The 12,058-nt window shown below is 73.2% G+C and carries 9 protein-coding genes and 1 riboswitch; of the genes, 7 read left to right on the top strand and 2 right to left on the bottom strand.

Going from position 1 to position 12,058, the window contains the following annotated elements; genetic code table 11:
* Window positions 1-12: 12 nt before the first annotated feature.
* A complete protein-coding gene (locus AB0G16_RS06325) occupies window positions 13-1,341 on the bottom strand; it encodes an aminotransferase class V-fold PLP-dependent enzyme (RefSeq protein ID WP_362799473.1) in 1,329 nt (442 codons plus the stop codon).
* Between the two features lie 54 nt (window positions 1,342-1,395).
* A riboswitch (SAM riboswitch) is annotated at window positions 1,396-1,511 on the bottom strand.
* Between the two features lie 199 nt (window positions 1,512-1,710).
* Here AB0G16_RS06325 and AB0G16_RS06320 point away from each other — a divergent pair.
* The 3 genes from AB0G16_RS06320 (at window position 1,711) to AB0G16_RS06310 (ending at window position 4,991) form a co-directional block, all read left to right on the top strand.
* Window positions 1,711-2,652 carry a TerC family protein gene (locus tag AB0G16_RS06320; protein WP_362799470.1) on the top strand — a complete coding sequence of 314 codons (942 nt, stop codon included), beginning with the start codon at window positions 1,711-1,713 and terminating at the stop codon, window positions 2,650-2,652.
* A gap of 45 nt (window positions 2,653-2,697) precedes the next feature.
* A complete protein-coding gene (locus AB0G16_RS06315; RefSeq protein ID WP_362799468.1) occupies window positions 2,698-3,897 on the top strand; it encodes a cytochrome P450 in 1,200 nt (399 codons plus the stop codon).
* A 128-nt stretch (window positions 3,898-4,025) separates the two neighbouring features.
* Complete coding sequence (locus AB0G16_RS06310; RefSeq protein WP_362799465.1) at window positions 4,026-4,991, top strand: Gfo/Idh/MocA family oxidoreductase; 966 nt, start codon at window positions 4,026-4,028, stop codon at window positions 4,989-4,991.
* An 85-nt stretch (window positions 4,992-5,076) separates the two neighbouring features.
* Here AB0G16_RS06310 and AB0G16_RS06305 read toward each other — a convergent pair whose 3' ends face one another.
* Entirely contained in the window at window positions 5,077-6,042 is a 966-nt protein-coding gene (locus AB0G16_RS06305; protein ID WP_362799462.1) for an SAM-dependent methyltransferase, read from the bottom strand.
* Between the two features lie 416 nt (window positions 6,043-6,458).
* Here AB0G16_RS06305 and AB0G16_RS06300 point away from each other — a divergent pair, with 416 nt between their 5' ends.
* The 4 genes from AB0G16_RS06300 to AB0G16_RS06285 all read left to right on the top strand — a co-directional run bounded on the left by AB0G16_RS06300 (window position 6,459) and on the right by AB0G16_RS06285 (window position 11,902).
* Window positions 6,459-7,349 carry a DUF2520 domain-containing protein gene (locus tag AB0G16_RS06300; protein ID WP_362799459.1) on the top strand — a complete coding sequence of 297 codons (891 nt, stop codon included), beginning with the start codon at window positions 6,459-6,461 and terminating at the stop codon, window positions 7,347-7,349.
* A 241-nt stretch (window positions 7,350-7,590) separates the two neighbouring features.
* Window positions 7,591-8,397 (top strand): pantoate--beta-alanine ligase, encoded by an 807-nt coding sequence (panC, locus tag AB0G16_RS06295; RefSeq protein WP_362799627.1) that lies wholly within the window; start codon window positions 7,591-7,593, stop codon window positions 8,395-8,397.
* A 137-nt stretch (window positions 8,398-8,534) separates the two neighbouring features.
* On the top strand, window positions 8,535-11,120 hold the full coding sequence (locus AB0G16_RS06290; RefSeq protein ID WP_362799456.1) for an L-aspartate oxidase: 2,586 nt from the start codon (window positions 8,535-8,537) through the stop codon (window positions 11,118-11,120).
* A complete protein-coding gene (locus AB0G16_RS06285; RefSeq protein ID WP_362799453.1) occupies window positions 11,120-11,902 on the top strand; it encodes a type III pantothenate kinase in 783 nt (260 codons plus the stop codon). Before AB0G16_RS06290 ends, AB0G16_RS06285 begins: the two co-directional genes overlap by 1 nt.
* Window positions 11,903-12,058: the final 156 nt, after the last annotated feature.

Below are 12,058 nucleotides of genomic sequence, written 5' to 3'. Positions count from 1 at the left end.
CATGCTGTCACGTCAGGCGCGCGAGGCAAGATCCCGCAGGGCGCCGATCAGCCGGTCCACGTGCTCCTCGGTCGTGCCGATGCCGATGGAGGCGCGCACCGCCGAGGCGGTGACGTCGTCGCAGCCGCCGTCCTTGGCGCCCAGCAGGTGGCGGACGAAGGGGTGGGCGCAGAACTTGCCGTCGCGGACGCCGATGCCGTGGTCGGCGGAGAGGGTCTCGGCGACCTCGCGGGCGGTGTGGCCGTCCACCACGAAGGAGACGATGCCGACGCGCGGGTGGTCGGCCCCCCACAGGGAGAGCTCGTGCACGCCGGGGACGGAGGCCAGGCCCGCGCGCAGCCGCGCCAGCAGGCGCTCCTCCTCCCGGATCAGGGGGGTCCAGCCGGTGGCGGACAGGGCGTCGCAGGCCGCGGCCAGCGCGACGGCGCCCAGCACGTTCGGGGTGCCGGCCTCGTGCCGGGCCTCGGGGTCGTCGTGCCACTCGGCCCCGTCGTCGCCGACGGCCCTCACCGCGCCGCCGCCCCGCAGGTACGGCTCGGCGTCGGCCAGCCAGTCGGAGCGGCCGATCAGCGCGCCCGTGCCGAACGGGGCGTAGAGCTTGTGGCCGGAGAAGACCACGTAGTCCAGGTCGAGCGCGGTCAGGTTCAGGCGGCGGTGCGGGACGAGCTGCGCGGCGTCGACCAGGACGCGGGCGCCGTGGCGGTGCGCGATGTGGGCCAGCGCGGCGATCGGCCAGAGCTCGCCGGTGACGTTGGAGGCGGCGGTCACCACCAGCAACGCCGGGCCCTCGATCGAGTCCAGGGCCTCGTCGGCGGCGCGGACGGCCTCGCCGGGGAACGCGGGCACCGGCAGCCGCACCGCGCGCTTCCAGGGCAGCAGCGAGGCGTGGTGCTCGGTGTCGAACACGACCGCGACGGTGCCCTCCGGCAGGCTGCGGGCCAGCAGGTTGGTCGCGTCGGTGGTGTTGCGGGTGAAGATCACCGAGTCGTCCGGGCGCGCACCGGCGAAGGCGCGCACCGTGTGCCGGGCCTGCTCGTAGCGGGCCGTGGTGAGCTGGGACGCGTACCCGGCGCCCCGGTGGACGCTGGAGTAGGCCGGGAGCGCGGCGGCGACGGCGGCGCCGACCGGCTCCAGACAGGGGGCGCTGGCGGCGTAGTCGAGGTTGGCGTAGCGGACGAGCCTGCCGCCCCTGACCGGGACCTCCAGGTCCGAGCCGAGCACGGCGGGGATCGGCCGGTCGCCGCCCGCCCCGGCCCCGCCGGTCACCGCGGTCGCGGGGGCCGGGGTCGCGAGGACGTCGGCGACGGGGGTGGAAGAGTCGAAGATCGTCAGGGCGGACATGTCGGGGCTCCTTCGAGGTCATCGGACCTCGACCCATGAGACATAGGCACCCGAAGCCCGCGCTTGCCCGGCACACCTCGTGCCGGACCAGGTCCTCACCCGGGGCACCCCGCCGCGGACGCGAGGGTTGCCGGCCAGCGAGCCGGGGCTTGTCACTGGCACTCATGACCTACGGGGGAACTATAACCGACGGCCGCCGCCCTTTCGCAAGTCCGGACACGCGCCACGGGACGGCACGGGCGGTGACTTTCGACACGGAAGGGCGCGTGAGGAACTCCTGAGGGCTCCCGGTCGTCCAGGCAGTCAGCCGAAGAACCGTTCCGGCCGCCGGCCGGCTCTGTTCCCCCCGGGCCGACAAAGGAGAAAGCAATGGACTGGGTGACCAACCCGGAGATATGGATAGGGTTCTTCACCCTTGTCGCCCTGGAGATCGTCCTGGGGATCGACAACATCATCTTCATCTCGATCCTGGTGAGCAGGCTCCCCCCCGAGCAGCGGGACAAGGCGCGCAGGCTGGGTCTCCTCGTGGCCCTGCTCAGCCGCCTCGCCCTGCTGGTGGCGCTCGCGTGGGTGGTGAGACTCACCGAACCCTTCTTCGAGGTGTTCGGGCACGGGATATCCGGGCGAGATCTGATCCTGATACTCGGCGGCCTGTTCCTGCTGGCCAAGAGCGTCCACGAGATGCACGGCAGCCTGGAGGGCGACTCCGGCCACGCCGGGGGCAGGACGGCCTCCTCCTACGCCTCCGTGATCGTCCAGATCATGATCCTCGACATCGTCTTCTCGCTCGACTCGGTGATCACCGCGGTCGGCATGGTGGACGAGCTGGGCGTCATGATCGCGGCCGTCATCGTCGCGGTCCTGGTGATGCTGTTCGCCTCCGGCCCGATCAGCCGCTTCGTGGACCAGCACCCGAGCATCAAGATGCTCGCGCTGTCCTTCCTGGTGCTGATCGGCGTCGTCCTCATCGCCGAGGGCTTCGAGCAGCACATCCCCAAGGGCTACATCTACTTCGCGATGGCCTTCTCGCTGCTGGTGGAACTGCTGAACATCCGGATGCGCCGCAAGACGGGCCAGAAGCCGGTCGAGCTGCACACCCGCTACGAGGCCGGGCCTTCCGAGCCCGCAGGCCCTTCCGGGACGGCCGGTTCTTCCGGGACGGCGGGGTCTTCCGGACCGGATGCAGGGCCGGCCGGGTCCCCCGGCGCGAGCGGATCCTCGGGGCCGGGTGAGGGGGAGCAGGCGGGAACCGGGCCGCGTGGCCCCCTCCGGGCGGAGACCCGGCCGGACGAGAAGGATCGCCCCGTGTGAGGTCGGGTGACCGGCCCGCCTTTCAGGCCGGATTACGATGCTCATGTGCGCTTTGATCCCTGGAATCCGGAATTCGTCGCCCACCCGTACGACGCCTACGACGAACTGAGACGGGAGCGGCCGGTCAGCTTCTTCGAGCCGACCGGCCAGTGGCTCGTCGCCCGGCACGCCGACGTCAACGCGTTGCTGCGCGACCGCAGGCTCGGCCGCTCCTACCTGCACGTCGCCACCCACGCCGAGTTCGGCAGGCCGGACGACCCGGAGTTCCAGGACCCGTTCTGGCGGGTGATCAGGGCGGGAATGCTCGACGTCGAGCCGCCGGTGCACACCCGGCTCCGAAGGCTGGTGTCGAGGGCGTTCACGCCGCGCATGGTCGAGGCGCTCCGGCCCAAGGTGGCCCGGATGGCCGGGAGGCTGGCCGACGACTTCGTCGAGCGCGGTGGCGGGGACCTGATCGCCGAGGTGGCCGAGCCTCTCCCGGTCGCGGTGATCGCCGAGATGCTCGGCGTACCCGAGGCGGACCGGCACCTGCTGCGGCCCTGGTCGGCCCAGATCTGCGGGATGTACGAGCTGCGGCCGTCGGCCGAGGCCCAGCACACGGCCGTACGCGCGGCCGAGGAGTTCTCCGCCTACCTCGTCGATCTGGCCCGCGCCCGGCGGGCCGACCCGGGCGACGACCTGATCAGCGCGCTCGCCCTGGTGGCCGACGAGGGGGATCGGCTCACCGAGGAGGAGCTCGTCGGCACCTGCGTGCTGCTGCTCAACGCCGGGCACGAGGCCACGGTCAACGTCACCGGCAACGGCTGGTGGGCGCTCTTCCGCAACCCGGCCGAGCTGGAGCGGCTCCGCGCCGACCCCGGCCTGCTGCCCACCGCGGTCGAGGAGCTGATGCGCTGGGACACGCCGCTGCAGATGTTCGAGCGCTGGGTGCTGGAGGACGTCTCGGTGGGCGGGGTCGACATCCCCAGGGGCACCGAGGTGGCCCTGCTGTTCGGCTCGGCCAACCGCGACCCCGAGGCCTTCGCCGACCCCACCCGCCTGGACGTGGCCCGGGCCGACAACCCGCACATCTCCTTCGGTGCGGGAATCCACTTCTGCCTGGGGGCGCCCCTGGCCAGGATCGAGCTGATCGAGTCGTTCGGCGCACTGCTGCGCAGAGCACCGGCGATGGAGCTCGTCACCGAACCCGCCTGGAAACCCGGCTACGTCATCCGAGGTCTGGAATCCCTCCGGGTGCGGATCTGAACCGGCCCGATCGGAGCGGTGAGCCGGAGTGACGGGTCGGGGTGGAGAGCCGAAACGGTCAGCCGAGGTGGGGAGAAGGCCTCCGGGCGTGGCCGGCTTCCCGAAGCGCGAAGGAGAAGGAGAGTCAGATGAGTGATCCTGTCCGGGTCGGGCTGGTCGGGGTCGGGATCATCGCGGAGACCCACCTGGCGGTCCTCGCCGAACGACCCGAGGTCTCCCTGGAGTTCACCGCCGACCCCCGGCTCGCGGAACCACCCGAGTTCCGCGGCGCCAGGCCGCCTCACCACGGCTCTCTCGCCGAAGCGCTCGAAGAGCATCGGCCCGACCTGATCGTGCTCGCCACGCCCACCGCCACGCACGCGGACCTGGTCGTCCAGGCCCTCACCCGCTCCACCGCGCGGGTGCTGGTCGAGAAGCCCCTCGTCCACGATCTCGCCTCCCTCGCCCGGCTGGTGGAGTCCCCGGGCGGGGCGGCCGACGCGCGGGACCGCGTCTTCACCGCGCATCACTTCGCCTTCTCGCCCGAGGTCCTCTGGGCCGCGGAGCAGATCGCCGCGCACGAGGAGTGGGGACCCGTCACGGGCATCACCTCGGCGTTCTACGACCCCTACGTCCTACGGGGCGAGGACGCCTTCACCTCGTACGTCTCCAGCTGGACCGACTCCGGGGTGAACCAGCTCAGCATGCTCTCCCGCCTCGTCGACCTCACGGCGCTCGTGTCCGTCCGGCGGATGGACGGGGGCGCGAGTGCCTGGTGCGTCTGCGAGTACCGCTCCCGGGGCCGGGTGGGCACGGCCAGGCTGCGCACAAGCTGGCTCGCCGGCTCCAGCAGCAAGGAGACCGTCCTGACCCTCGGCGACTCCGACGTGGAGATCTGGATCGACCACACGGCCATGACGGGCTTCGTGGCCGGGGGCGGCGAGCTCCTCGCCACGCACGGGGACGACGGCCGTACCCCCAGGAAGATCGCCCACTATCGGCCGCTGTACGACAGCCTGCTGTCCGATCGTCCCGACCCGGTCCTCGGCTTCGGCGTCGCCACGACCATCACCGAGCTGTACCACGCGACCCCGCCAGACGACCGCGACCGCTGACGGCGGCCGGTGACGTGCCCGGCGACATCGCCCGGTGACGTGCCCGGCGACATCGCCGGTGGCGTCGCCCGGCGGGGCTCCGATCTCAGGGACGGCTCTGGGAGAGCCAGCCGAACCCGCCGAGTCCTCCCGGCGCGATGAGCTCCGCCTCCTCCGAGGCCCGGGCCAGGGCGCGCAGGTAGCCGCGCGGGTCGCTGGCGGCCTGCTCGGCAGGTGGGCGCCGTCCGGTGACGCCGAGGGCGCGCAGTGCCTCGCGCTGCGTGGTCAGCGCCGTCGTGACCGCCCCGGCGCTCTCCCCGGCGGCGGCGCAGGCGTCGAGCGCCACGTGGGCGGTGATGTCGCACGACCCGTCGGGCACCGGCGCCACCGTCGACCCGTCGCGGTACCCGGCCAGCGTCCCGTAGGGCGGCCGGTCGTCCACCGAGTGGGTGTAGTCGATCGCGATCGCCCGGCCACGGGCCAGGCGCACGATCACCGACGCCCACGCCCGGTCCCGGGGGCGGCCGATCTCGGCCCGCTCCCCGGTGAGCCGCATCGGCCACCAGCGGTCCAGCCAGGCCAGATCGGCCTCGCCGGGCCTGCCGCCGAGCCGCTCCTCACCGTCGATGATGTTGACCAGGACCAGCCGTGGCCCGGTGGCCGTCTGCTCGACGATGTCGACCGGGATGTTGTCCAGCCACTCGTTGGCGATCACCAGGCCGCAGATCCCGTCCGGGGCGGTCCTGGTCCAGACGATCTCCTCGGGCAGGGCCGGGGGCCGTGGGGCGAGCTCGACCGCGGTCACCCTCAGCCTCCGCCGCAGCGCGGGCGGGGCCGCGGCGAGCACTCCGGCCGCCAGGCCGCCCTCACCGGCGCCGATGTCGACCAGGTCGAGCACGTCGGGGCCGCCGAGCGCCTCGTCGACGGCGACGAGTTCGCGCAGCACGGCCTCGGCGAACATGGGGGAGGCGCCGACGGAGGTGCGGAAGTGACCCGAGGGACGCTCCCGGAGGTAGAAACCGCTCTCGCCGTAGAGCGCATGCTCCATCGCGGCGCGCCAGGTGAGCCACACGTCCTCAGACGCTACCCGGCGGGGCGGGGGGACGAGATCGACTCGTGCCGACGATTGGAGTGAACGCATGACCGCATTCTGTCACCGGCGCGCGCGGCGGCGACCAAGGCCACGTCGGCGCGTCCTCCCTCCGCCGGCCCCCGCCCCCGCGCGTTCCTCCTCAAGGGTTCTCCCGTCCTCGCGCGTTCTTCCCCCGCCGGCTCTCCCGTCCGCGCGGGTCATCCGCTCACCGGTTCTCCCGTCCTCGCGGGTCGTTCAGCGGGTCCCGGTGTCCCGTCGGAGATCCGGTTTGACACCCTTGTGGGGGAACCTCGCCGCCCGGACCGGAAACGTGCCTTCACACGGTCAGCGCGGCACGGCCCGTTACGCTGGTCAATCGGGCACGGAGCCCCCACATGGTCGAAGGACGGGACGTCATGGACGCAGTCGATCGCCCGGCACGACTGGCCGTCGGAGTGGTCGGAGCGGGCAAGGTCGGTTCGGCGCTCGGCGCCGCGCTGGTCAGGGCGGGGCACCGGGTCGTCGCGGCGAGCGGCGTCTCGGACGCCTCCAGGGATCGGGCGGTCGAACGGCTCGGGCTCGTCCCGGTCCGTCCCGAGGACGTGGTGGCCGACGCCGACCTCGTCCTGCTGACGGTCCCCGACGACGTACTGCCCGGTCTCGTCTCCGGCCTGGTGGGGACCGGCGCCGATCTGCGGGGCAAGCTGGTGGCCCACACCAGCGGCGCGTACGGGCTGGCGGTGCTGAATCCGGCGATCAAGGCCGGGGCGCTGCCCCTGGCGCTGCACCCGGTGATGACCTTCACCGGCCGAGACGACGACATGCGCCGCCTGACCGGCATCTCCTACGGGGTGACCGCGCCTGACGCGCTCCGCGCGGTGGCCGAGGCCCTGGTCATCGAGATGGAGGGCGAGCCGGTCTGGATCGCCGACGAGGACCGGCCGCTCTACCACGCGGCCCTGGCGGGGGCCGCCAACCACATGGTGACGCTCATCGCGGAGTCCTCGGAGCTGCTGGAGCGGATCGGTGTGGAGCAGCCGGGCCGGATGCTGGGCCCGTTGCTCGGCGCGGCCCTGGAGAACGTGCTGAGGCTGGGGATCGCCGGGCTGACCGGGCCGGTGGTACGCGGCGACGCCGGGACCGTCCGCAAGCACGTGGACGCGCTGATCCTCGCCGCCCCCGAGGCGGCGGACGCCTACGTGGCCCTGGCCAGGCTCACCGCCGACAGGGCACTGGCGGCCGGGCTCCTCAAGCCGGAGGCCGCCGAGCGCCTGCTGGACGCCCTGGGGGGCAACACGTGGACCTGACCCGGACCCCGGGGCCGGTGCCCGGTCTCCCCGGGAACGTCGTCCGCCACCGGCCCGGTGGCCGGAACGCCTCCTCCCGGCCCGGCGGCCGGTCCGTCCCTCTCCGACCCGGCGGCCGGAGCGCCGCCCTCCGGCCCGAAGGCCGGAGCACCCCCTCCCGGCCGGAAAGCCGGAACACCTCCCGGAGGTCACAGTGATCGTGGCGGACGACCGCGCAGGACTGATCAAGGCGCGTGAGGCCCTGGGGGTCGGCGCCGGCGCCCTCTCCGGCGGGACCGCGCTGGCTCTCGTGCCGACCATGGGCGCGCTGCACGAGGGGCACCGCTCCCTCATCCGGCTGGCCCGGGAGCGGGCGGACCAGGTGGCGGTGAGCATCTTCGTCAACCCGCTCCAGTTCGGTCCCTCCGAGGACTTCTCCCGCTATCCCCGTACGTTCGAGGCCGACCTGGAGATCTGCAGGGCCGAGGGGGTGGGGATCGTCTTCGCCCCGTCCGCCGAGGAGATGTACCCGCCCGGCAGGCAGGTCGGCGTCTCCGCCGGGGCGATGGGCTCGGTCGTCGAGGGGGAGTTCCGCCCCGGCCACCTCGACGGCGTCCTGACCGTGGTGCTGAAGCTGTTCAACCTGGTCCAGCCGGACGTGGCGGTGTTCGGGCAGAAGGACGCCCAGCAGCTCGCGGTGATCCGCCGGATGGTCGCCGACCTGAACCTGCCGGTCACCGTCGTCGGGGCGCCCACGATCCGCGAGCCGGACGGGCTGGCGCTGTCCAGCCGCAACCGCTACCTGTCGCCGGAGGACCGGCCGGTGGCGCTGGCCCTGTCCCGCGCGCTGGACGAGGGGGTGCGGGAGCATAGGGCGCCCCTGGTCCGCAGGGCAGCCCGCGCGGTGCTGGACGCCGAGCCGTCGCTGGTCCTGGACTACCTGGTGCTGGTCGATCCGGCGACGTTCGCGGAGGTCGGCGACGATCACACGGGAGAGGCGATCCTCGCCGTGGCGGCGCGGGTGGGGACCACCAGGCTGATCGACAACGTCACGCTCACCCTCGGCTGATCGGGGCGGGCCGCGTGACGCCCGGGACCGGGACGGGCCGCGCGAGACCCACCCCGGGGTGAGGCCGATCCGGTCCCCGCGTTATCGTCACATTGACGAAATGAACGGCCTCTATGAATCCCCGCGAGGAGGCGGCAATGAGCATCCCGGCCATCCCCCAGAGGTTGACCGCGCCCGCACCGGGCTGGACGGTCCAGGCGGACGTGGTCGTGGTGGGCTCCGGAATCGCGGGCCTCACCCTGGCACTCCGGTACGCGGGCCTCGACCCCGCCTCGAAGGTCCTGGTGGTCACCAAGGACGTGCTGTCGTCCGGTTCCACCCGCTGGGCCCAGGGCGGCATCGCCGCCGTGCTCGACCCGGCCGACACCCCCGTCGAGCACCTGTCCGACACGCTCGTCGCCGGGGTGGGCCTCTGTGACGAGGAGGCCGTCCGGATCCTGGTGACCGAGGGGCCGGGCGCGTTGCGCGACCTGATCGCGGCGGGCGCCGAATTCGACACCGACGCCTCCGGAGAGCTCCAGCTCACCAGGGAGGGCGGCCACCGGCGTGACCGCATCGTGCACGCGGGCGGCGACGCCACCGGTGCCGAGGTGCAGAGGGCTCTGGTGCAGGCCGTCGGCGAGGCGGGGATCGAGGTGATCGAGCACGCGCTCGTCCTCGACCTGCTCAAGGACGCGCGCGGCCACGCGGCGGGAGTGACCCTGCACGTCATGGGCGAGGGCGAGCGCGACGGGGTGGGCGCGGTCACGGCCGGGGCCGTGGTGCTGGCCACCGGCGGCATGGGGCAGGTCTACGCCGCCACCACCAACCCGGTCGTCTCCACCGGCGACGGGGTGGCGCTCGCGCTGCGCGCCGGCGCCGTGGTCAGGGACCTGGAGTTCGTCCAGTTCCACCCCACCGTGCTCTGGCTCGGTGAGGACTCCACCGGACAGCAGCCGCTGATCTCCGAGGCGGTCAGGGGCGAGGGCGCGGTGCTGGTCGACGCCGACGGCGTCCGGTTCATGCGGGACGCGCACGAGCTGGCCGATCTCGCCCCCCGCGACGTGGTGGCCAAGGCGATCATGCGGCGGATGCGCGCCACAGGGGCCGACCACGTCTACCTCGACGCCCGCCACTTCGGCGAGGAGAAGTGGCGCACCCGCTTCCCGACGATCCACGCGATCTGCCGGGAGCACGGCATCGACCCGGTCGCCGACCTCGTCCCGGTGGCCCCCGCCGCCCACTACGCCAGCGGCGGTGTCCGCACCGACCCGCACGGCCGCACCAGCGTCCCCGGCCTGTACGCGTGCGGCGAGGTCGCGTGCACCGGCGTGCACGGCGCCAACCGGCTGGCCTCCAACTCCCTGCTGGAGGGGCTGGTCTTCGCGGCGCGGATCGCCGCCGACATCCACGCCGGACGGGCCGCGCGCGGCCCGTCCGCCGTGGACGCCGTGGACGCCGTGGACGCCGCGGGCGTCCCGGCGGGAGGGCCGGCCGGTGACGACCGTCCCACCGGCCTGATCGACCCCAGGGCCCGCACCAGGATCCAGGGGCACATGAGCCGGGGGGCGAGCGTGCTGCGCGGCCGGGAGTCCCTGGCCGAGGTCTCCAGGGCCCTGGTGAACCTCCGCTGGACCCCGGTGGCGGTCGAGCCGTGCACCGAGTCCTGGGAGACCACCAACCTGCTGACGGTCGCCTCCGTACTGGTGGCGGCGGCCGGACGGCGCCAGGAGACCCGGGGCTCGCACTGGCGCGAGGATTTTCCCGAACGGAACGACGAGCGGTGGCTCGGCCACCTCGACGTGACCCTGACAGCGGAGGGACCGACCATGACGTACGTACCCCACGGGCGGCGCGAGACGGCGCTGCCGCACCGGCTGGAGACCGACCTCGTCGAGGCCGGGCTCGACCCGTCGGCGCTGATCGCGCTCCTGGAGACCGCCGAGGCCGAGGACGTGTGGCAGGGGGGCGACGTCACCAGCCTCGCGACCATCCCCGCGGACCGGGCCGACACCGCCGACGTGGTGGCCCGCGCGGACGGCGTGGTGGCCGGCCTGCCCGTGGCCGAGGCAGCCTTCTCCCACGTCGGCCGGGGCCGCCTGACGGCCGAGCGCAGGGTCAAGGACGGCGAGCGCGTCGCCGCCGGGGACGTGCTGATGACCGTCACCGGCCCCACCAGGGACCTGCTGACCGCCGAGCGCACCGCGCTGAACCTGCTCACCCACCTGTCCGGCATCGCGACCCTGACCGGCCGCTGGGTCGACGCCGTCGCCGGGACCGGGGCCGCGATCAGGGACAGCCGCAAGACGCTGCCGGGACTGCGCGCCCTGGAGAAGTACGCGGTGCGCTGCGGCGGAGGGGTCAATCACCGCATGTCGCTTTCGGACGCGGCGCTGATCAAGGACAATCACGTGGTGGCCGCCGGCGGGGTCGCCGAGGCGTTCCGGGCGGTCCGTGACGCCTGCCCCGGCCTGCCGATCGAGGTCGAGGTCGACCGGATCGACCAGATCGAGCCTGTGCTGGCCGAGGGAGCCGAGGAGATCCTGTTGGACAACTTCACCGTCGAGGAGCTGGCGCGCGCCGTACGGCTGGTGGACGGCAGGGCGCGGCTGGAGTCCAGCGGAGGGCTGACCCTGCGAACCGCTCGTGATGTGGCCGAGACGGGTGTTGACTACCTTGCCGTGGGCGCGCTCACTCACTCGGCGCCGGCACTGGACATCGCCTTGGACCTTCGGGGGAATTGATGCTGCTCGCCATCGACGTCGGCAACACGCACACCGTTCTCGGCCTCTTCGAGGGTGAGGACGTCATCGAGCACTGGCGGATCTCCACCGACCCCCGGCGCACGGCGGACGAGATCGCCGTCGTGCTCCAGGGGTTGCTCGGGCAGTCGCCGCTGCTCAAGGGCGCCGACGTCAACGGCATCGCGATCTGCTCGACCGTCCCCTCGGTGCTGAACGAGATGCGCGAGATGTGCCGCCGCTACTACGGGGACGTGACCGCGGTCATCGTGGAGCCCGGCGTCCGCACCGGCGTCCCGGTCCGGATGGACAACCCCAAGGAGGTCGGCAGCGACCGCATCGTCAACGCGCTGGCGGCCATCCAGCTCTACGGCGGGCCGTGCGTCATCGTCGACTTCGGGACCGCGACCTCCTTCGACGCGGTCTCGGCCAAGGGGGAGTACGTCGGAGCGGTGACCGCCCCCGGCATCGAGATCTCGGTGGACGCGCTGGCCGCGGCCGGGGCGCAGCTGCACAAGGTGGAGCTGATCCGGCCCCGGTCGGTGATCGCCAAGAACACCGTGGAGGCGCTCCAGGCGGGCATCATCTACGGCTTCGCCGGCCAGGTGGACGGGATCGTCGAGCGGATGGCGGCCGAGCTCGCCGACGACCCCGACGAGGTCACGGTGGTGGCCACGGGCAGCGCGGCGCCGCTGGTGGTGAGCGAGGCGCGCTCGATCGACATGCACGAGCCGTGGCTCACGCTGATCGGCCTGCGCCTGATCTACCACCGCAACACCGCCTGACCCGCGCGGTCCCGCCCCTCCCCGCGACACGGCCCGGCCCGGCCCGGCCCGACACCGTCCGGGTCCCGGGGACCCTGCCCTCGCCGCCCTCGCCCGCCCCCGGCGACCCCGCCCGAGCCGCTCACGCGTCCCGCGGGGACCCTCGCGGGCGGGCGG

Origin of the sequence: Streptosporangium sp. NPDC023615 (assembly GCF_040640155.1) — a bacterium.
In the GTDB taxonomy this organism is placed as follows: Bacteria; Actinomycetota; Actinomycetes; order Streptosporangiales; family Streptosporangiaceae; genus Streptosporangium.
Note: the sequence above shows the minus strand (reverse complement) of the source record. Positions and strands in the feature narration are given on the sequence as shown.

Coding starts and splice junctions, on each gene's coding strand:
- AB0G16_RS06290 (WP_362799456.1), top strand. CDS start 8,535: ATGAGCATCCCGGCCATCCCCCAGAGGTTGACCGCGCCCGCACCGGGC.
- AB0G16_RS06285 (WP_362799453.1), top strand. CDS start 11,120: ATGCTGCTCGCCATCGACGTCGGCAACACGCACACCGTTCTCGGCCTC.
- AB0G16_RS06325 (WP_362799473.1), bottom strand. CDS start 1,341: ATGTCCGCCCTGACGATCTTCGACTCTTCCACCCCCGTCGCCGACGTC.
- AB0G16_RS06320 (WP_362799470.1), top strand. CDS start 1,711: ATGGACTGGGTGACCAACCCGGAGATATGGATAGGGTTCTTCACCCTT.
- AB0G16_RS06310 (WP_362799465.1), top strand. CDS start 4,026: ATGAGTGATCCTGTCCGGGTCGGGCTGGTCGGGGTCGGGATCATCGCG.
- AB0G16_RS06300 (WP_362799459.1), top strand. CDS start 6,459: ATGGACGCAGTCGATCGCCCGGCACGACTGGCCGTCGGAGTGGTCGGA.